17 protein-coding genes are annotated in these 20,294 nt (G+C 63.6%); 11 read left to right on the top strand and 6 right to left on the bottom strand.

Going from position 1 to position 20,294, the window contains the following annotated elements; translation table 11 throughout:
- Positions 1 to 63 precede the first annotated feature (63 nt).
- The 5 genes from MTHMO_RS01385 (at position 64) to MTHMO_RS01365 (ending at position 6,008) form a co-directional block, all read left to right on the top strand.
- Positions 64 to 1,410 carry a hemolysin family protein gene (locus MTHMO_RS01385; protein WP_202213194.1) on the top strand — a complete coding sequence of 449 codons (1,347 nt, stop codon included), beginning with the start codon at positions 64 to 66 and terminating at the stop codon, positions 1,408 to 1,410.
- On the top strand, positions 1,407 to 2,120 hold the full coding sequence (locus MTHMO_RS01380) for a lysophospholipid acyltransferase family protein (RefSeq protein WP_202213193.1): 714 nt from the start codon (positions 1,407 to 1,409) through the stop codon (positions 2,118 to 2,120). The genes MTHMO_RS01385 and MTHMO_RS01380 overlap by 4 nt, the downstream gene beginning before the upstream one ends.
- Before the next feature lie 565 nt (positions 2,121 to 2,685).
- Positions 2,686 to 4,257: a DHA2 family efflux MFS transporter permease subunit gene (locus MTHMO_RS01375; RefSeq protein ID WP_202213192.1), complete on the top strand. Its 1,572-nt coding sequence runs from the start codon at positions 2,686 to 2,688 to the stop codon at positions 4,255 to 4,257.
- A 62-nt stretch (positions 4,258 to 4,319) separates the two neighbouring features.
- Positions 4,320 to 5,603 (top strand): phosphopyruvate hydratase, encoded by a 1,284-nt coding sequence (eno, locus tag MTHMO_RS01370; protein ID WP_202213191.1) that lies wholly within the window; start codon positions 4,320 to 4,322, stop codon positions 5,601 to 5,603.
- 99 nt (positions 5,604 to 5,702) lie between these two features.
- Positions 5,703 to 6,008, top strand: coding sequence for a septum formation initiator family protein (locus tag MTHMO_RS01365; protein ID WP_202213190.1), 306 nt, complete (start codon positions 5,703 to 5,705; stop codon positions 6,006 to 6,008).
- A 39-nt stretch (positions 6,009 to 6,047) separates the two neighbouring features.
- Here the strand turns inward: MTHMO_RS01365 and hemW are convergent, their stop codons facing one another.
- On the bottom strand, positions 6,048 to 7,196 hold the full coding sequence (hemW, locus tag MTHMO_RS01360) for a radical SAM family heme chaperone HemW (RefSeq protein ID WP_202213189.1): 1,149 nt from the start codon (positions 7,194 to 7,196) through the stop codon (positions 6,048 to 6,050).
- 104 nt (positions 7,197 to 7,300) lie between these two features.
- Here hemW and thiH point away from each other — a divergent pair, with 104 nt between their 5' ends.
- Together thiH and thiS are read left to right on the top strand one after the other, a co-directional pair.
- Positions 7,301 to 8,431, top strand: coding sequence for a 2-iminoacetate synthase ThiH (thiH, locus tag MTHMO_RS01355; protein ID WP_202213188.1), 1,131 nt, complete (start codon positions 7,301 to 7,303; stop codon positions 8,429 to 8,431).
- Positions 8,404 to 8,616, top strand: a complete 213-nt coding sequence (thiS, locus tag MTHMO_RS01350; RefSeq protein ID WP_237394690.1) for a sulfur carrier protein ThiS — start codon at positions 8,404 to 8,406, stop codon at positions 8,614 to 8,616. Before thiH ends, thiS begins: the two co-directional genes overlap by 28 nt.
- A 380-nt stretch (positions 8,617 to 8,996) precedes the next feature.
- Here thiS and MTHMO_RS01345 read toward each other — a convergent pair whose 3' ends face one another.
- The 3 genes from MTHMO_RS01345 to MTHMO_RS01335 form a co-directional block, all read right to left on the bottom strand.
- Positions 8,997 to 10,289: a hypothetical protein gene (locus MTHMO_RS01345; RefSeq protein ID WP_202213186.1), complete on the bottom strand. Its 1,293-nt coding sequence runs from the start codon at positions 10,287 to 10,289 to the stop codon at positions 8,997 to 8,999.
- Between the two features lie 261 nt (positions 10,290 to 10,550).
- Positions 10,551 to 12,107 (bottom strand): phosphate ABC transporter substrate-binding/OmpA family protein, encoded by a 1,557-nt coding sequence (locus MTHMO_RS01340; protein ID WP_202213185.1) that lies wholly within the window; start codon positions 12,105 to 12,107, stop codon positions 10,551 to 10,553.
- A gap of 100 nt (positions 12,108 to 12,207) precedes the next feature.
- Entirely contained in the window at positions 12,208 to 15,210 is a 3,003-nt protein-coding gene (locus MTHMO_RS01335; RefSeq protein ID WP_237394689.1) for a tubulin-like doman-containing protein, read from the bottom strand.
- A 313-nt stretch (positions 15,211 to 15,523) separates the two neighbouring features.
- Between MTHMO_RS01335 and MTHMO_RS01330 the strand changes: the two genes are divergently transcribed.
- Complete coding sequence (locus MTHMO_RS01330; protein ID WP_202213184.1) at positions 15,524 to 16,300, top strand: hypothetical protein; 777 nt, start codon at positions 15,524 to 15,526, stop codon at positions 16,298 to 16,300.
- Positions 16,301 to 16,325: 25 nt separating this feature from the next.
- Here MTHMO_RS01330 and MTHMO_RS01325 read toward each other — a convergent pair whose 3' ends face one another.
- On the bottom strand, positions 16,326 to 16,976 hold the full coding sequence (locus MTHMO_RS01325; RefSeq protein WP_202213183.1) for an energy transducer TonB: 651 nt from the start codon (positions 16,974 to 16,976) through the stop codon (positions 16,326 to 16,328).
- 221 nt (positions 16,977 to 17,197) lie between these two features.
- Here MTHMO_RS01325 and MTHMO_RS01320 point away from each other — a divergent pair, with 221 nt between their 5' ends.
- The 3 genes from MTHMO_RS01320 to MTHMO_RS01310 all read left to right on the top strand — a co-directional run bounded on the left by MTHMO_RS01320 (position 17,198) and on the right by MTHMO_RS01310 (position 19,060).
- Complete coding sequence (locus MTHMO_RS01320) at positions 17,198 to 17,737, top strand: Slp family lipoprotein (RefSeq protein ID WP_202213182.1); 540 nt, start codon at positions 17,198 to 17,200, stop codon at positions 17,735 to 17,737.
- Positions 17,738 to 17,754: 17 nt separating this feature from the next.
- Positions 17,755 to 18,321: a Slp family lipoprotein gene (locus MTHMO_RS01315; protein ID WP_237394688.1), complete on the top strand. Its 567-nt coding sequence runs from the start codon at positions 17,755 to 17,757 to the stop codon at positions 18,319 to 18,321.
- Positions 18,322 to 18,478: 157 nt separating this feature from the next.
- Complete coding sequence (locus MTHMO_RS01310; RefSeq protein WP_202213181.1) at positions 18,479 to 19,060, top strand: Slp family lipoprotein; 582 nt, start codon at positions 18,479 to 18,481, stop codon at positions 19,058 to 19,060.
- 105 nt (positions 19,061 to 19,165) lie between these two features.
- Here the strand turns inward: MTHMO_RS01310 and MTHMO_RS01305 are convergent, their stop codons facing one another.
- Complete coding sequence (locus MTHMO_RS01305; RefSeq protein WP_202213180.1) at positions 19,166 to 20,260, bottom strand: 6-phosphofructokinase; 1,095 nt, start codon at positions 20,258 to 20,260, stop codon at positions 19,166 to 19,168.
- Positions 20,261 to 20,294: the final 34 nt, after the last annotated feature.

Raw genomic sequence — 20,294 nt, 5'->3', positions numbered from 1 at the left:
GGCTTTTACCCAAGGGAATTCGGACAAGGCGCAACTTTCGGCAAGCGGAAAGTCGAACAAAGGATGGATACAGGGGCGGATTCCGGGTGGAGAGCCCTTCTGCTGCCGCTGCTGGTAGCGGCCAACGCGTTTTTCGTCGCCATCGAATTCGCGATCGTCAAGGTCCGGGTCACCCAGCTCAAGCCCCTGTTGAAAGGTTCCGATTGGAGGCTTCCTTTGGCCTTGCAGATGGTGCGCGAGCCCGACCGCTTCCTGCCGGCCATCCAAATCGGCGTTTCCCTGGCCAGCATCGGGCTCGGATGGGCCGGGCAGCCGATCATGACCGATTGGCTCAATCCCCTCCTTCTCTCGGTCGGGCTGCCGAAAGGGCCTGTCCTCCACTCGGTAAGCTCGCTGCTCGGCTTCATCCTGATCACCTTCGTCTGCATCGCGCTCGGCGAGCTCACCCCGAAGTTCCTGGCCCTCCAACACTCGCAAAAGATCGTCCTCCTGCTCAGCCCTCCGCTCCTCGTCTTCTACTACCTCTTCTACCCATTCGTCTGGATCCTGCACGAGACCGCCGACCTGCTCCTCCGGCTGCTCGGCTTCGCCCTTCCGCCGCCCGAAAGCGGAAGCCCTTCGCTCAGCCGCGAGGAGCTCCAGCAGATCCTCATCCACTCTCCTCACGCCCATCCTTTCGACGAGCTGATCAACAAGATCATGGTCAAGGCCCTCCGCCTGCGGCAGACGCGAGCGGAGCATGTCATGGTTCCACGCGAGCGGGCGGTCGTGCTCTGGCGCGATGCGCCGATCGAGGAGACGATCCGGATCGCGCAAAGTTCCGGCTATAGCCGGTTCCCCGTGTGCGCCGGCAGCAAGGACCAGGTCGTCGGAATCATCCTCTTGCAAGAGCTCCTCTGGCAATACATCGCGCTGGGCAAGCAGACCACGATCTCTGCCATCCTCCGTCCCGCCCTTTTCTTCCCGCCGAACATCCTCCTGCCCGCGATGCTCGAGGAGTTCCGCAAGGCGAGGACGCACATGGCCATCGTGAACGACGGCGAAGGCCGGATGCTCGGATTGGTGACCTTCGAAGACGTCCTCGAAGAGCTGGTCGGCGATATTCGGGACGAGTTCGACATCGAAAAGAACCCGATTTATGAGCTGACTCCGGATTCGGCGACGGTCGACGGGGATCTCCCGCTGCGCGATCTGGCCATTGAAACAAATTGGCCGCTCCCCACCGAAACTACCCAAACCGTCTCGCAATGGTGCCTGGCCCAGTGGGGCCGGCAGCCCAGGCGGTTCGAAACCATCCAGGTCGACGGCTTCCGCCTGGTGGCCGAAGATGTGCTCCCCCAGAAGTTCCGGCGCGTCCGGATCGAACGCCTCAAGGAAGAGTCTGCGGAGGAGGCTGCGGCATCGGAATGAGCACGGATCCCCAAGCCGAAGAAAGCCGACGGCTCGATCGGGCGCAGAATGCGCAAGCCTGGATCGCCTCGCGGCGCCGTTGGCTACGCAGGAACCTCTCGCCGGTGCTCGGGGCGTTCCTCGTCCGCGGCATCACCGGTACTCTCCGCCTAGCCGTGGACGATCCGCAGGGCATCGTGAGCCGCCCGCCGAAGGAGCCTCTGATCTTCGCGTTTTGGCACAACCGGCTCCTTGTCATGCCGGCTCTTTACGCACGCCACTTCCCCGGGCGGAAGCTTGCAGCGCTGGTCAGCGCCAGCAATGACGGCGAGGTACTGGCCCGGCTTCTCGCCCATTTTGGATTCGAAGCGGCACGCGGCTCTTCTTCCCGGCGAGGAAGCCTCGGGCTCCGGACAATCCTCCGGCTGGGAAGGGAAGGACACGACATCGCAGTGACGCCGGACGGTCCGCGCGGGCCCCGCTATCAGGTTCAGGATGGCGTTATGCAGGTCGCCCAGCTGCTCGGGCGTCCCATCGTTCCCATCACCTGCCGCTTCTCCCGGAAATCGGAGCTGCGGAGCTGGGATCGTTTCCAAATTCCCCACCCGTTTTCCGGCTGCCATGTCCGAGTCGGCCACCTGATCCCTCCACCGGAAAACGATTCCGCCGCGCAACTCTCCTCCTGCCGCAGGGCGCTGGAAGAAGCGCTCCGCCCGGATACCGCTTGCTGAAAGGGAGCGAGGAAGGCGTCCGCTTTCCAAAAAAAAGCTCCGTTGCGCGGAGCCGGCGGCTTCTTCATGGCGAAGAGGTCGAGGCTCTCCAGGCGGAGGGAATCGCAGTCTATTCTGCGATGAGGGTTGAAGCTCCGCAATGCCGCCGGCAATACGAGTTCCGGCCCACCGATCGTCGTCGGGAGGCGCCCGCGGAATATAGCGCCCCCCCAAGACGCAAGATGGGGTAAAGCGGGGGGGGAAAAGTTCGCCAGCCCGGGAAGCCGCCGCCTCTATCCTTGAGGCAAGCAGACGGTCGAACCGGTGGTCTTCGGCATCGCCCAAATCGGTCACGGCTTCCGGGCGTTTCGGCTCCGAGGGCAACAAGCCAAAGCACAGGGAGCATGGTTGTCGGTCTGCTCGGCGCACAACTTCCGGCGACTTTGGAAGCTTGGGGGAGCCCGCAAGCCTGGTTCCCTGGCGAAGAAAGATCGATCCGCGCGGCAGCCGCTTCACCGGCCTTCGGCGGAGCGGATATCTTGTCCTTGGCTCTCCTGCCGATAAGCGCTAGGCTGCGGGGCTCGTCATGGACGGGAACCCCGACGCCGGCTGGCAGCCGAAGCACAATCCATGGATCGTCGCCCTCTCCGTCATGCTGGCGACCTTCATGGAAGTGCTCGACACGACGATTCTGAACGTGGCCCTCCCGTATATCGCCGGAGGGCTGGCGGCTAGCAACTCGCAGGCCACCTGGGTTCTCACCAGCTACCTCGTCTCCAATGCGGTGGTCCTGCCGCTCACCGACTGGCTCGGCCGGCGCTTCGGCCGGCGCAATCTCTTCCTGGGCTGCATCGCCCTCTTCACCCTCAGCTCCGCCCTCTGCGGCGCGGCTTCCAACCTCGGCACCCTGATCGTCTTCCGCGTCCTGCAAGGGGCGGGCGGCGGAGGGCTCCAGCCGATCTCGCAGGCGATCCTCCTGGAAAGCTTCCCGCCTTCCAAGCGGGGCCAGGCGATGGGCCTCTTCGCCCTCGGGGTCGTGGTCGCGCCGATTCTCGGGCCGGTCCTGGGCGGGTGGCTGACCGACAACGCCAACTGGCGCTGGTGCTTCTACATCAACCTGCCGGTCGGCCTCCTGGCGATCCTCTTGTCGGCCCTCTTCGTCGAAGATCCGCCGTACCTACGCCGGAATCGACCGAGCCGAATCGACATCTGGGGGCTTTTCTTTCTGACTGTCGGCCTCGGCTGCCTGCAAGTGCTTCTCGACAAGGGGCAGGAGGACGACTGGTTCGGAGCCGTCTGGCTCCGTTGGATGGCCTTCCTCTCCGCCGTCGGGCTCACCGGCTTCGTGATCCGGGAGTTCTCCGTGCGCGAGCCGCTGGTCGACCTCCGCATCCTCAAGGACCGGAGCTTCGGCACCGGAGTCAGCCTCGTCTTTCTGATCGGCGTCGTCCTTTACGGAACCCTGGCCGCCCTTCCGCTCTTTCTCCAGACGCTGATCTCCTATACGGCCTTCCAGAGCGGGATCGCCGTAAGCCCCCGGGGAATCGGAGCCGTGGCCGGGTCGATCTTCGCCGGAAGGATGCTCGGGCGCATAAGCGCGCGCTCTCTGGTCGCCCTCGGCTTCCTCCTCTTGGCCGCCTCTTCCTTCCTCATGGGAAACTTCAACATCTCGATTGCACAATGGAACGTGGTGATCCCCAACCTCCTCAACGGATTCGGAGCTCCCCTGGTCTTCGTTCCGCTCACCACCGCGGCCGTCGTTACCCTGCGCCGCGAGCAGATGGGGAACGCCACCGGCCTCTTCAATCTCTTCCGCAACATCGGGGGCAGCGTCGGCACCTCGCTCATCGCGACCTACTCCCAACGCTTCGCCCAAGTGCATCAGAATTTCCTGGCCGGCTACTACACGCCGGAAAACCCGAACTACCGGGACAGCCTCGCGACGATTCAAGGCTATCTCGCCGGCCAATCCGGAACGGTTCCCGGCGCGGCGCAGGCGCTCGGCGAGCTCTACCGGACCCTCACCAATCAAGCAAGCCTCTGGGCCTACGTCGACATCTTCCAATGGTCCGGCTGGATCTGCTTGGCTTCGCTCCCCCTGGTTATTTTCCTAGCACCGGCCAAGGGCAAGCCGCAGGCCGAAGGGATGGCGCACTAACGCGCCCTCTCCCGAGAATTAGCTTGTGTTCCCAGCGGCTGGGAGCCAAGAAAGCTGCGGACATGGGCCGCTTCTCTCTCCGCCGGATCTGGGCTCGGCAAGTATTGGATTCCCGGGGCAACCCGACGCTGGAGGCCGAAGTCACCCTCGAGGACGGCACCCGGGGACAAGCCATGGTCCCCTCCGGGGCTTCGACCGGAGCGAATGAGGCGCTCGAGCTCCGGGACGGGAACAAAGACCGCTACGGAGGCAAAGGGGTGGAAAAGGCGATCCAGAACGTTCGTGCGATCATCGCTCCGGCCCTGCAAGGACGCGATGCCCTCTCCCAACGGGAAATCGACCGCCTCTTACGCGAGATCGACGGCACCAGGAATAAGAGCCATCTGGGTGCCAATGCCACCCTCGGGGTGTCGCTCGCAGTCGCCCGGGCCGCCGCTTCCGCCTTAGGCATCCCTCTTTACCGGTACCTGGGCGGAACGGGAAGCGCTCTTTTGCCCGTGCCCTTCGCCAACGTAATCAACGGGGGCGCCCATTCCGATGCGCCGCTCGATTTCCAGGAGTTCATGATCGTGCCCCGCGGCGCTCCGAGCTTTTCGGAAGCCATCCGCTACGGGGTGGAAACCTTCCATGCCCTGCGGGCTCTGCTCCGGGAGCGGAACCTGGGAACCGGGCTCGGCGACGAAGGAGGGTTCGCTCCCAACCTCTCCTCCGTGGAGGAAGTCTTCGAGCTGCTCTGCGCCGCCGTCAAGAGGGCCGGATACGCACCCGGCAAGGAGATCTGGTTCGCGATCGACCCGGCGGCAAGCGAGTTCTTCGATCCGACGACGGCGGCCTACGTCTTTCGCAAATCCGACCGGAGACGCATGCCGGCCATCCACCTGGTCGAATACTACAAGGACCTCTGCAAACGGTATCCGATTCTATCCATTGAGGACGGAGCGGCGGAAAACGACTGGGACGGCTGGCAGATCCTCACCCGCGAGCTGGGAAAGAACGTCCAGCTCGTCGGCGACGACCTCTTCGTAACCAATCCGGAATTCCTGCGAAAGGGGATCGCGGCCGGTGTCGCCAATTCGATTTTGATCAAGCCCAATCAGATCGGAACCCTTTCGGAAACCCTGGAAACCGTTGATCTGGCCAAGCGCAGCGGGTATGCGGTAATGCTCAGCCACCGATCGGGAGAGACCGAGGATGCCTTTCTTGCGCATCTGGCGGTGGCTTGCAATGCCGGTCAGATCAAGACAGGCTCCTTCTCCCGATCCGATCGTACCGCCAAGTACAACGAGCTGCTTCGGATCGAGGAAGACTTGGGAGAAGAAGGCCGATATGGGCAATGGTCACCGTGATCCCGACAACCGGCCTGCCGGCGGCAGGAGGCACGGGTGCAGGCAGGAGTCGCCCCGGGGGGCGCCGGACGCATGAGCGGGGACACGATTTGGGCCAGGTTGAGTCACCTACTCGGCATCGGCATACTGCTGACCGGGCTGGGGCTCCTCTTATCGGCGTTCTGGCCTCTGGTCCAGCAGATCGATCGCTTGGAGCGCCAGAAAGAGCAGATCCAACGCCAAGTTGCGGCGGAGCAAGCGCGCAACCGGGAGCTCAATCTCCAGCTCGAGCTTCTCCAGTCGGATCCCAATTACCTGACCCGGATCGCCCGGGACCGGCTGAACATGGGAAAGAAGGGGGAGATCATCTTCCGCTTCGACCCCTTCCCTCCCCCCTCCGATCGAGAGACCGTTAGCCCCAAATAGAGGTTCTCCGCGAAAAATCCTCCGCCCGCAGCCCGATTGTCAGACGAAAAGACCGGCAATCCCGTCGGCCAAAAGCCTTCCTTCCGGAGTAAGCCGGAAAGTTCCGTCCGAGAGCTCGGCCAATCCTTGACCGATCAGGGCACGCGCCCGTTCGGCTTCTCCCTCAATCCAGGAATAGGGTATGCCGCGGCTGGTCCGTAGGCCCAGCATCAGCCGCTCGCGGCGCCGCACCTCTTCAGATAGCCCTTCCTCCTCTCTCGGGGGCTCTCGTCCGGCAGAGAGCGCGGCGACGTATCGGCCGGTATGCCTCCTGTTCTGCCAGCGGCGCAAGCCTACGGTCGAGAAGGCGCCCGGGCCGAGACCGAGATAGTCGTCCCCCATCCAGTAGCCCTGATTGTGCAAACACTCCCGACCGGGCCGGGCATAGTTGGAAATCTCGTACTGCCGGTATCCGGCCGCTTCCAAGAGGCTCCAAGCTTCCCGGTACATGGCAATCGAGCGCTCCTCGTCCTCGCGCCAAACTCCCGCCGCCCGAGCTTCGAAAAAGGGCGTGTCCTCCTCGTAGGTGAGCTCGTAAGCCGAGATATGCGCAGGAGCCATGGCAATCACCCCTTCCAGAGTCTCTTTCCAGGAAGCGATGGACTGGCCGGGAACCCCGAAGATCAGATCGACGTTGATGTTCTCGAAGCCGGCCTCGCGGAGGACCGCCATCGTCCGCTCCACGTCCCGGGGGCGGTGCCGGCGACCGAGGGTGCGAAGCACGGCCGGATCGAGCGACTGCACCCCGAGGCTGACCCGCCCGATCCCAAGCTCTCGCCATGCCGCCGCTTTCTCCGGAGTCACCGTTCGGGGGTTCGCCTCGAGCGTCGCCTCCACGCTCTCCCATGGACGGAGGGCCTCGGCCAGCCGGCGGAACGCATCGAGGGGGAGAAGGGAAGGGGTTCCCCCACCGAAGTAGAGCGTCCGCGCTGCGATCGGGTAGGTCCGCCGGAGCCTATCCCACTCCAGCAAGAGGGCCTCGACAAAGGAGCGCATCTCGGCTGCCGACCCGGTGTGGACATAGAAGGCGCAATAGGGGCAGACCGTGGCGCAGAACGGGGTGTGCACATAGAGATGGCGCACCGTCTCAAGACCCGGATACGGGTCGATCGGCTCGCGCCGAGCCGAGGAGAGAAGAGCCAAGGCCATAGGAAACAAATAGAGCATTCGATCGCCGCAGGGAGAGGATTTTCTCGGGCTTGCGGCCGGTGCGCTCTCTTGTGGCCGGGCGCGGCCTGCGCTAGGCTTGCATCATGTCCTTTCTCGAAGCGCTGCAGGAGCGAACCTTTCCGTTCTTCCGTGAGCAAGCTCTCTTTCGTTCCCTCCTGGAGCCCAAGACGCCTTCGGAAATGGAAGCCATGGCGCAGAGAGCGCACGATCGGACCGTCCAGCACTACGGGAAAACCGTCCGGCTCTTCGCTCCGCTCTACCTCTCCAACGAGTGTGTGAATGTCTGCCGCTATTGCGGCTTTTCCCGATCCAACCCGATTCTCCGCGTCACGCTGAGCCCGGAGGAGGTCGAGCGGGAAGCCCGGTACCTGGCCGAGCAGGGATTTCGATCGATTCTCCTGGTTGCCGGAGAGCACCCCAAATGGGTTTCGCCAGCGTATGTGGCGGCCTGCATTCGACGAATCCGCCCGTATTTCCCTTCAATCTCGATCGAGATTGCTCCTTTGGAAACCGACGAGTACCGCCGGATCGTCGATTCCGGAGCCGAAGGGGTCGTTGTGTATCAGGAGACCTATGATCCGCAAGCGTACGCCTCTCTTCATCTCTCCGGGCCGAAACGCGACTTCGGTTGGCGGCTCCAGGCGCCGGAACGGGCCTACCGCGCAGGCTTTCGCCGGATCGGGATCGGCGCCCTCCTTGGCCTGGCTCCTTGGCGCGAAGATGCCTTCGCCCTGGCAGCCCATGCGGCATGGCTCCTCAAGCATGCCTGGCGATCCTATTTGACGATCTCGCTGCCGCGCTTGCGGCCTGCAGCCGGCGGGTTCGTGCCGGAATATCCGGTCTCCGATCGGGAATTCGTCCAGCTGCACTGCGCTTTTCGGATCCTTTTTCCTCAGGTCGGACTTGTTCTTTCCACCCGCGAATCCCCCTTGCTACGGGATCGGCTGATTCCGCTCGGCATCACGCTCCTAAGCGCAGGATCCCGAACCGATCCCGGAGGCTACACGGGCGCGGGAAGGGAGCGGCTGCACCGGACGGTCGCCGGCCGTTCGGAACCGCCGACTCCAGTGGAAGCAGCCGACGCAGCCGAGGAACAATTCGCCACCTCCGACGAACGGTCTCCGCGTGCGATCGCCGACCGCCTACGCGAGATCGGCTACGAACCGGTATGGAAAGATTGGGAAGAATGCCTGACGAATGCCGCATCCACGTGAACGGGAAGGAGGCGACGGTCCCCGCCGGCACCTCGGTCTCGGATCTCCTGGTCTCTCTCGGCTATCCCGCCAAGATTGTTCTCGTAGAACTCAACAAGGAGGTCCTTCCCAGGCGGGAATGGAGCGTGCGCCGGCTCCAGCCGGAAGATCGCGTGGAAGTGCTGCGGGTAGTCGCCGGCGGTTAGCCGATCTATCCGCCTAGGAACGCGTTCAATACGGCGGAGGCGGGGGAGGAGGTGGTGGAGGGCCACCGCTATCCGTCGGCGGGAAAGGAGCGTTGCCACCGAACGGTCCGGATCCCGACGGTGGTCCATCGGTTTGTTGCGTCGGTAGCGGAGGCATAGGTGGCGGCCCGGAACCCTCCGACGAGGACGGGGGCATCTCCGTAGCCGCCGGGTCTCTCCACGGATTCGCGGGGCCGCCCCCAAAAGGCGAAGACTTGCTCACCCCCACGGTGCCGCCCGCCAGCAGCGAGAGCCGCTGCTGCGCCTGCTGCTCCAGCTCTTGCTCGTACTGCGCGAGAAGCTCATCGCGTGCTCGGCGCTTGGCGGAGGCAGCCATGCGCTCATATCTCTCCCGCTCGGCCAGCGCCGCCTCGTATTGCTTCTGCTGCTTCTGGTGCGAATAGATCCCCCCGCCGAGGGCTCCCAGGAGCATGCCGATCCCCGCGCCAATCCCGGCCCCTTCCCCGCCGCCGAACATGGCTCCCCAAGGCTCCGCCGACCGCACCGAGCCCGGCTCCTTCCGCCAGGGTCGTCGGTCCGCCGCTCCCCGCTCGGAACACGTCCGGCTTCCGGACCCGGGCGGGGGCGTTGCTCATGACCTCGCGGTATCGGCTTCTGGCCTGCCGATCGATTTCCTTAAGCCGCTGGACGAATTGGTCCCAACGCCGCCTCTCGAGCAATTGCGCCTGCTCGAGCTCGGGGTCGCTCAGCAGCACCAACCGGGTGTCCGCTCCCCCTTCGCTCGGCGCCGGCGCCGTAAAAGGAAGTGGGGAGGTCGGGACGAACTTCCACGAACCATCCTCTCCGGGTGTCGCCACGACTTTCCACACGAATGGGAACGGGGTGCCCGGCGTCAAGAAAGCGAGCGGCTTCTTCCGGTCGAAGAGATACTCCTGGCCTGGTCCCTGGTCCTGAGTAAGCACTAGATCTTTCAGGTGCCGTCGCGCCCAGGACCGCTCGTCAGCGGGAACCTCGCCTAACCGCCTGGCCAAGTTTGCGGCATCCAGATCCGCAACGGGAACCCAATAGTACGCGTTCTCGGCTACGACGGTTGCGTCATAGGCATTGCTCCAGGAGCCGTCCGGATTTTTTTGCTCCTCGTTCGGTTTTAGCGAAACCAGCGTGATTCCCTTTGGCAGATCCTTCCGCAATGCCGCTTCCGCATCGGCGAGCGTCGGCTTCCGCTCCCGCAGAGGAGGCAGCGCAAGCTCTCCTTTGCCGTCGCCGGACGGAGGCCCGCCCTTTTGCACCGTCGTCCCCAACTCGTTGCCCCCCTTTTTCGCAATCAGGCTCACCAGGGATCCCGCGACCCAATAGGAACCGGCTCCCAAGAGGCCGAGAGCCGCAGCAAGCGCACAGGGGACCAAGAGCCTCCGTAATTTTCGGGCCCCGCGGCTTTGTTCGGGCAAAAGCTCGCTGTTGCATTCCGGGCAGACGAATGACGCCCCTTCCGGCACCTCGATCACCGTTCCGCCGTTCGGGCATTCCCCAAAGTTCGGACATTTCCCCTTGCGCGTTCGCCCGGAAGCCCTTCCGGCAGGCGGCGGGGCGCCGTTTGCCCGTCCGTTGCCGGCCGCGTTCACCGGCCGGTTCCTAGGATTCACATCCGCATCGGGATCAACAAGATCGCTCATACGCCTCCTGGCCCTAGTGACGAAACATTCTCTCTCATTTTCACGGCTTTGTCAAAGTAAGAGCAGAGTTGGTCTTTCTGTCTGACAAGCCTTCTCCTGCGGCTTGCGCAATGGATCCGACTCCTTCTTCAGGGCTCGGTTTCTGGCCCTCCTCGTACAATGGCTTCATACAGCTCCGCAGGGCAAACCCACGCCCCGCCTTGCCTCCAGGCCCGTCGGCCCCGCACCCCGGATAGAAATTTTGTGAGCTAGGGAAGCTGGTTAGGGCTGCGCGGCGGCTTTCCCCTGAACGATCCAAAGCTCGACGCGGCGATTCTTCTCTCGGCCCTCCGGGGTGTCATTCGACGCTACGGGCATCTGGTCCCCCTCCCCTGCGGTCGCTGCGACGGGGATCCCCAGGACGCGTAGCGCCTGGCCCACGCTTTTTGCCCGTTCGACCGAGAGGCGCAAGTTGTAGGCGCGATCCCCCACATTGTCGGTAAAGCCGATCAGGAGAACCGCTTGGTCCGCCTCCCCCCTTTCGCTCATCACCTTCGCCAGCCTACGAATGTCGACGAGAGCCTTGTTGTCCAGCTCGGCGCTCCCGGTCCGGAAACGGACGTCGAAGGCGACCCGATTCCCCCCCTTGACCAGGTCCCGGTAATCCATCGGCGCATCGCGGGGGATTTCGGTCTTCGGTTGAATCAACGATTCCGCCGCTTCGGCCGCCTTTGTCGCCGCGCCGACGAAGCCGACCTTCTGCACGACCTGCTGCCCCCGATCGGAAAGGGCGAACTGGATAAAGGCGTCAACGTCGGGATTCCGCCCGCTCCCCTTCGTGTAGAGGTAGAGCCGAGTCGAAAGCAGATAGGCTTCCGACTCGAGCGATGCGAACGTCGGGGCCAGCGGGATAGTGCCCTTCTCATAGAGAGCCAAGGCCTTGCAGCGACCGATGTGGGGGAAGTCGACGATCCCGAGGGCCCGAGCATCGGCCGCGACCCGGGAAGAGACCTCCTCGCCGCTTTCCAAGCGGATGATCGCGGACGAGCCGGGAGCCCCCCCAAGCACACGGCGAGCGAAGAGTTGCCAGCCGGCCGTGTCCGCCGCAGGAGCGTAGAGGGCGATTTTCCCTCCCGGGAAGCCTAGGGCCTTGCCGCTCCCTTCCCAGCCCTGAAAGATCTTGCGCAGATCGCTCAAGGAGATCTGAGAAACCGGGTTGGCGGGCGAAACGATCGCCGCGATTCCGCTGACACCGATGACATGCTCGGAGTCCGGTGCCGTGATGTTGACCGCCTTGCCGAAAAGCGCCGCTTCCTCGGGCGTAATTCTGCGGAAGGCCATCGCGATCTGGGTTCTGTCTTCGGCTAGATCCTTCCAGCCCTCCGCGGTGCTCGAAGCCGCGATGCGGACCCAAAGCTCTTCCTTCCCCTCCGCGGACTTTCCGGCGACGACAAGCGATCGGCCGTCCCTTCCCCGCCGGATGGCGACCTCGGTCGCGCGCAGCTCTTCGGAGAGGAATGCTTGCACCAGCTCGGGGACAAGCCTCGCCGCCAGAATTCGGGAGCCGGAGACGGTAAAGAGCGTCCGCTCGGCAATGGGCGGCGGGGGCGTCATGGGAGGCGGCGGCGACGGGGGCGCGGGCGCGGTTTTGGGACTCGGCTGCCCGCGCAGGGCCAGCCAAAGACCCGCCCCGCCGCCCAGCAACAGAAGAAGCAGCAGAAAGAGGCCAAGCCCTCCCTTACGGCTTCGGCTCGGCCGGCGAAGAACCTCTTCCTCAGGAACCAGAGGGCTCCCGCAGTCCGGGCAGACAAACTCCTTGCCTTCCGGAACTGCGATCACCGCGCGGGTATCCGCTCGGGTCGGACAATTTCCGTAGTTCCGGCAAAAGCCTCGTCTGACCGGCGGTTCTCCCGAGCTCTCCGGTGCGGGAGGCACGGCGCTATCCCTCCCCGCGGAGCAGCTTGATCGCCCGCCGGCCCCATTCCGGGAAAAGCTTGGCCTGAGGATCCGAAAGAGGGAGCTGACGCGAGAACTCGTTGACCATGGCGACTAGCTTCTGTGTCGTCTCGGTGCGATTCGGATCCCGGCGCACCTGGGGATCCTCAAGGTGCTTGGCTACCGCTTCCTCCAGGGTCAAGGCTTTCGACTCAGGGAGATTGGCCAGGATTTCGGGGATCGTCGCTCCTTCCAGGAAGATCGGCGTCTCGATGCCGAACTCGTCCTTGGTGAGCATGGCCAGCTCCTGAGCCCCTCGTTCGTTCTCCCGGCCGGCGATCAATCCCAAGGCCTTGCCGAGGAGCAGATAGGGAGCGATCCGATCCTGGAGCTCGCTCCGGCTCGGCAGGAAAAGGCTCGGAAGAGACTGCCCGTCATCCTCGATATGGATTTCCATCCGGGCGCGGGCCGGGTTGGGGCCGTTGACCCGTTCCAGATACCGAGCCCGCAGAAAGGAGAGCAGCTGGACCACGCGCAGCGGGAAAAGATTGGTGACGCTGGCCAGGATGATCTCGTTGGGTCGGCTCCCCTCCAGGAAATCGCGCGCCGTCGTCTGCACGCACTCCCAAAAGACCTCGCGCAGCATCTTGACGAAATCTTCCGCTTCCGGCGCCTTGGGGAGGATCACCGTGAAGGTCGAGACGCAGATTTGCGCCCCCGGATTGATTCCCGGCGCCGATCGCTTGATTTCGTCCGGGTTGAAAATCAAGTAGTTGCCGGCCGCTTTGACGATTCCATCCACGAAGAGGCGGAGGGACTGCCGATCCCCATAGCGGTCGCGCAGCTTATCGATGATGCTCACACCGATCAGCTTCTCCTTGGTGCTTTCGATTAGATTATTGTGGGCGATCTTCGCGTTCTCCATGCACTGGCTGGCGAGCACGTCCAGGAAGGTCGTCCGGTTGATCCGTTCATTGAACGTGCGGAAATCGAGCTTGTCGCCCAACATGCCGACCAGAGCGGACCGGACCCGCTGCGTCTGGGTGAGCTGCTCCCTGGCATCCTTCATTAGCCTGCGCGTCACCGTCCGGACCAGATCCGGATCGTAGAACCGGATGACCTGCTGCCGATAATCGACCGCTCCGCCTTCATCGACGCAGCGTTCGGCAATCTGCTCCTCGAAGCTCTTGAGCGCCTCCGCGATCATCGCGGAGCTCCGGTCGAGCTCGGCTTTCAATTGGGTCATCTCCTCGATGAGCACCGGAGCGAATTTCTTGGCGAACTGCCAACCTTCGATGCGCGTCCGGCAGGCGTAGAGGTCTTGGAGGGTCAGGGCACAGGCGTCGAAAATCCGCTTCCGTTTCCCGAACATGTCGGAGATGACCCCGACCTTAACCCATTCCTTCTCTTGCTCCTTGAGCTTCTTGGCAAGACTCTCCTCCTGCGATTTCGCTTTGGACAAGTCGTCATCGAAGCGTTCGAAGCGGGCGCGCAGATAGCTGATCACGGCGCCCACGAGCGCGCCGATCTCATGAACGGACCGGACCCCGTCCCGCCAGTTGCCGAACAACTCTCTCTCGAGCTTCTGCCGGATCTCCCGCGCCCGCTCCCGGGCCGAGGCCGATACGGTCTGATAAAAGGCCTTGACACCGTGACCGCGGTACTGGTCGCTGAAACGGATTTCCAGCCTTCCCTTGAGGCTGTCGAGCCACTTGGCTCCGTCCTCCCTCTCCTGGATCTCCTGCTTGAAAGCCCCGACAACGGTCGTCCAGTACCGGGTGATCGGCTGCCAACGCCCCTGCGTCCCGTCCGCCTCCAGGACGGGCGCCGACAAAATCAGGTGCTCGTCGGAGATCAGCCACCGCTCGAGCTGCTCCGGAGCGGTCGCGTAGCTCATCAGATCGACGTTCTTGGCGTTGGGCAGGTAGCCCTCGGTCTCCGACCAGTTGTTGTAGCGGAGCTGCAGGGCCGCCTGCCGGGCGAACTGGTAGGCGAGATATTCCGCAATCTCCTCCTCCGGCACGGCAATCCTCTTCACCCCGAAGGTGAGCCATCTTTTGGACCGAACCCCGATGTTGGTCCCAGGGATCGTTTCCGGCATCCCGTCTCCGTTTTCCGCGTTCTCCTGCCTGGCTAGGTTCGCCCAGTTCACCTTCCGCACCGTGACGATCTTCTGATAGAGAAAATCCGCGACCACGTTCGGGATGTCGTCCACGCTGAGAGCAAGCCCGTTCTCGTTGTGCGTGCTGAAGAGATAGGCGCCGTTAAAGGGCGTCTGCAAGTCGGTCATCCGGCTGCCGTCCCCCGCGATGTCGCAGGGGAAGAACTTTCCGACGCTCAGCGCGTTGAGCTCCGCCAGCGCCGCATAGCCGTTGGCATGGTAGTTGCCGGTGTTCCAGTTGGGCTTCGGATGTTCCTCCGGAAGGAGAAGGTATCCGATGATGCGATATTGCAAGGAGTCGGGATAGAGACGCCGGATCTGGCAAAAGGCGTCGATGATCGTACCGCTCCCGGTCCCTCCCGCCAGGCCGGCACAGACGTGGAAGGTCACGCTGGCCTCCCCGCCCTGTTGCAGCTCGCGCACCTGAGCGGTCAGCCGGTTGCGAAACTCGGTCGCATGATTGGCGAAGAGAAACCGGCCGAGCCTCCGCTTCTGTCCGCCGATCGCGTCGCCGACGATTCCGCCCAAAATGTCGTTCCAAATCGCACGATCTCCGATCCAAGGGCGGATGCCCGGATAGTTGGTCAGATTTTCCAGGATGGCGGAGAGATTGGCGCACCGAATGTGCAGCTGGCTGTTCGGCCCCAGCTGCACGCTCTGCCCCAGGATCTTCCAGGTGGGATCGTCAAGATGCATCAGCTCGTCGCTCGAATCGACGTAGAGGTATCCGAGGCTTATCTCCTTGGGACTCAAGCTTCGGAATTCCTGGTAGATGGTCTTTCGGAAGGCCCGGATGATTTTGCCTCCTGTCCCCCCCAGGCCGATGATCATGTGGTTAGGATTCATGCATCCGATTCGCCTAGCATCCTGCCCTGATCCCCATCGCCCGGCCTATCCCCCGCCTCTTGCTTCGCCGATCGGTTCTTCTGCCGGGCCGTGGGAGAAAATTCTTTCGCGGGACCAAAATCAGCTGCGGTCGAGGGATATCTTCGAATCGGATTACCCGCGCGGGAAAAAAAAGCAATCCCTTTTGCTCGGAAGCCTTGCGAACTTCCCCCTTCCGGCAAGCCCTTCGGACGAGAACCGCCGGGAACCCATCGGCCGGGCGCCCGGCGTCTTGACTCGCCCCTCTCCTTTCTTACACCCTAAAAGCTGTCTTATGCTCGGAGACCTGATCGCCGTCACCGGCGCCTGCATCCTTCTTTTCCTCGTCGAAGCAACGGGACAGTTCGTGCTGACTGGGGTGGCCGCCGCTCTCCTCGCCGGCGGCTGCTGGTGGCTGGCCAGCAATTACACCAAGCTCTGGAATCTGCTTTTTCACGCCAACCCGATCCACCATCTCTTTTGCGGCATCGCCGCCCTGGCGACCTTCGTGGGCGCGCTGCTGTTTTTCGCCCTGAGCCATGCCAAGGCCGCCGGAGAAGGGTTCGTTGACCGCTGGGCGGCCTCGCTCCAGAGCAACGAAGGATGGAAGCACGCCACCTTCCAAGATGCCCGGAAGACCGTCTGGCAGCTGGGCCAGGAGCCCCACGACCCCTCGCTCTGGCAGGATCAGAGCGGCGGCCCGACCATCCCGTTGACCAGCCCCAATACGAAGTTCACGATCGCCAAGATCTATGCGAAGAGCGCCGCCCAAAACTTCCAGCGGATGCATCCGTTCCTCAGCTGGATGCTCTCCGTCCGGATCACGGAAGCCGAAGAGGCGGTCTCCCAGGACGTGCAGCAATACCTGAGCGCCGCACCGCCCGTGATCTATCCCGACTCGCGGGCCGTCGCCATCGTCGCCGACTACATCAAGCAGGAACTCGACCAGCAGACCCCGAAGCTCGTTCCCCGGCTACGGCTGATCCTTTTGCTGCTCTTCTTCGCCGTCCAATCCGTTCCCTTCACCCTGATCGGGTGGGCCGCCTACCAGGACATCCAGGTCAGAACATAAGGGAGCCGGCTCGGGAGGCTGCCGCTTAGCCTTCGAGCACAAAGCGAATCGGGACGACGACGTACGACTCGACGGGCATGCCGCCGACGGTTGCCGGCCGGAAGCGCCATTTCCGGACCGCATCGAGCGCGGCGCGATCGAGCGGACCGAACCCCGAGCTTCGGATCAGCGCGACCGATTGCGCCGTTCCGCGAGGAGAGACGAGCACCTTCAGCACGACCGTTCCCTGCTCGCCGCGGCAGCGGCACTCTTCGGGATAGGGGGGAGGCGGATTGTTCAGGTAATCGGGCTGGGCGCTGGTAGTGCCGCTGGCGCGCCTCAAGGTAAGCGCGTCCCGCCCAGCCCCCGAAGCGCCCTTCCCCCGGATCGCGACCGGATGCGGCTTCGGAGAGGGCTTCGGCGCCTCCCGGGAGACCTCGGGCCGGAGCGGGGGCGTCCGCTCAACCGCCTCCGTCATCTCCCCGGGCTGCGGCCGAGTAGCCGGTTCGGGCTGCGGAAGCGGTTGCGCCGCAGCTTCGGGTTCCGATGCTCCCTCTACCAGGTCGACGGCGACCGAGTTCCGCCCCGGAGCCATCCCGTACTCGGCGCGCTTGACGATCCACGCGCCGGATCCCAGCAGAATGGCCAGGTGCAGCGCCACGGAGGCCGACAGGCCGATCCAGCGTTCTCTATCCATCTCTGCATCTCTGGGCGATTTCCGCCTTCGCCCGCGGCGGACTGCCGCGTCGCTACACGTTTGCACAGATCCGGTTGCCGCCAAAGATTTTTTTGCCGCTTGCGGATATGTCGCCGCGCGCGCAACGCAAGGCCCGTTTGGCCTTGACGGATCAACCGGCGACCAGCCAATGATAGGGCTTAATGAGCTGTGAGCGCATGCGTTTCCTTTTCGCGTCGATCATGGCAACTCTCCTCCTCGCGACCCTCACGGGCTGCGGCGGTCCTTTTCCCGAATCCACCGTGGAGGCCGCCAAGGACCAGCCCTCCTTCGGCGCTCTCCGTCAAGATCCTACCGCCTACCGGGGCCGGCTTGTGATTCTCGGCGGCAAAATCGTGCAAATTCAGAATCGGAAGAACTCGACGGTGCTGGAGATCGTCCAAAGGCCTCTCGGAGGCGACCAACGGCCGTTGTCGACGAACCAATCGGGCGGACGCTTTCTCGCGGTTACGGCCAAGTTCCTCGATCCATCGATCTACAAGCGCGGCCGCGAGGTGACCGTCGCCGGACGCGTCAGCGGGGTGCAACCGGGAACCATCGGCAAGAGGAGCTACTCCTACCCCGTGATTTCGATTTCCCAGATCCACCTCTGGCAGCCGGAGAGCACAGCGGGTGCGGACTACGACTGGGCGATGATGAACTGGGGATATGAGCCGGGCATGTGGGGGCCGGGAATGGGCTTCTTCCCGGGTTTCGGAATGCCCGGCTTCGGCATGTGGTGAGCACAAGGAGGATCAGCTTGCACGGATCCGCTCTTTCGGGATCTCGGTGGTTTTCTATTCCTCGCTTGGTTCTTGCTGCGGCGCTCCTATCCGGCTGCAGCCCGTTTTCCAGCGAAATCAAAAAGCAGGTGCAGGGGCAGCCGTCCTTCGCCGCGATCCGCAACAACCCTTACGCCTACCGGGGTCGGATGGTAATGCTCGGGGGCACGATCGCCCAGATTAAGAACCTTAAGGACGTCACCATCCTCGAGGTGCTCCAAGAAAAGCTCGACAGCTCCGATCAACCGATCGACTCCGACAAGATCGGGGGCCGTTTCCTCGTCCGGACCTCCACCTTCTTGGATCCTTCCGTCTACAGCAAAGGTCGAGATATCACGGTCGTCGGGCGCCTCACCACACCCCAGCGGGGGGTGATCGGCGAAAAGCCCTATACTTACCCGGTGGTGGCTGCGACGCACATCCACTTGTGGCCCGAGTACGCGACGAACAACGCTTACTGGGGCTATCCCGGCATGGGATGGGGCTGGGGCTATCCCGGCATGGGATTAGGCATGGGATGGGGCTTCGGCCCTTGGTGGTGGTGATCCGCCCGCCTGCGTTTAGCGCTTCTCTCGATCCCCGCTTTCGCCGGCGCAAGGGGAGACGGACCCAGCGAACTCCTGCAGAGTGTTGGAGAATCGTCGCCGACCGTGCTAATTTGTAATGGCGAAACGCGCTTAGCCTCGCGTAGCAAGCCAAGGGATGGTTCCGGGGTCCCACTCGATGAATCCGGTTCTGTCCAGTCGCAGAAGTTTCCTAGCCTGCCTCGCTCTCACCCTGCTCCTGGCCGCCTGCAGCCCCTTTCCGAAAGAGGTCAAGAAGGAGGTCCAGAATCAACCCTCCTTTGCAGCCATTCGAAGCGCTCCTTCACGCTACCGCCAACATACGGTGATGTTGGGCGGAAGGATCCTCTACGGGAAGCATCGCAAGCAGTGCACCTACCTGGAGGTGCTTGAGCATGACCTGAACCCCTACGACCGGCCCGTCCCTTCCGACAAGACCGGCGGCCGGTTTATCGTCGGCACCCCCTCGCTGCTCGACCTCAACGTCTATAGAAGGGGCCGGGAAATCACGGTCGTCGGGCGCATCGTCGGCTCCCAGCCGGGGCGGATCGGCGAAAGACGGTACAATTATCCTCTGATCGCCGCGACGAAGATCCACTTGTGGCGGGAACACGTTGTGAGCAACCACTGGGACGATCCCCGCGTGGAGTGGGGCTGGGGCTATCCCGGGATGGATTGGGGCATGGGCTGGACGTTGATGCCCCCGTTGACCTTCTGGTGAGCAAAGCCCGATCCGAGTGCGATTCCCGCCGACCGGGGCCTAACCTGCATCTCTCACAAGCGTTCTCCTACGGCTTGCGGGCGCATCGGCAGGCCTGTCCCGGAGTCAATCCCCGAAGGCGATGCCGATCGCGCGGGCGGCGGCAAGCTCTTCGCAGTCGGGAGGCACGGTCTTGGTCTGACGAACCGCTTCCCGAATCGGAACCGATCCCACACGCTCGTTGCAAAAGGACACCATTTCTCCGAAGCGCCTCTCCTCCACCAACCGCACGGCGGCGACTCCGAACAGCATCCCGAGATTCCGGTCGAGGGCCGTGGGCGGTCCTCCACGCTGAAGCTGGCCTAACACCACCTCCCGACTCTCCCGACCGGTCAATCGCTGGATCATGCCGGCGACATGCCGGCCGATCCCGCCCAGCCGAATCTCGCCTGCAAGCCCCTTTTCCGTCTCATCCTCTTGCGTCACCAGTTGTCCGTCGGCCGGCCGGGCCCCTTCGGCGACGACGATCATCGTCTGGAGCGCTCCTTCCGCCACGCGCTTGCGCACCTCATGGGCGATCTTTTCGTAATGGAAAGGAATCTCGGGCAAGAGGATCACGTCGGCTCCGCCCGCCAGCCCGCCGAAGAGCGCGATCCAACCGGCGTATCTTCCCATCACCTCCACGACCATGACCCGGCGATGGCTCATCGCCGTCGATCGCAACCGATCGAGAGCCTGGGTGACGAACTCGACGGCGGAATAGAACCCGAAGGAGCTCGAAGTCGCCGAGATGTCGTTGTCGATCGTCTTGGGCACGCCGACGATCGGTAGTCCCGCTTCGGAGAGCTGCTGAGCCGCCGTCAGGGAACCGTCCCCGCCGATGCAGATCAGCCCGCCGATGTGCAGCCCCTCCACCGTCTCCCAAACCTCGTCGATCACCGTTTTGGGGATCCGGCGGACCTCGCCTACGCCCACCCGGGTCGCGAAGCGCCCGCAGTTGGTCGTGCCAAGAATGGTGCCGCCCAGCCTCGCAATCCCGACGGTTGCCGGCTCTTCGAGGATTCGATAACGGACGGGAGAGAGCAGGCCTTCGAAGCCGTCGATGAATCCGAAGACCTCCCAGCCCCGCTGGGAGGAAGCGGCCACCACCGCGCGGATCACCGCATTGAGCCCGGGGCAGTCTCCGCCGCTGGTGAGGATTCCGACACGGAAAGCCGCCATACCGCACCCGCCGCCCGCTCGCCCCTTTCGCGCC

Origin of the sequence: Methylacidimicrobium sp. AP8 (genome assembly GCF_903064525.1) — a bacterium.
Classification (GTDB): domain Bacteria; phylum Verrucomicrobiota; class Verrucomicrobiia; order Methylacidiphilales; family Methylacidiphilaceae; genus Methylacidimicrobium.
Note: the sequence above shows the minus strand (reverse complement) of the source record. Positions and strands in the feature narration are given on the sequence as shown.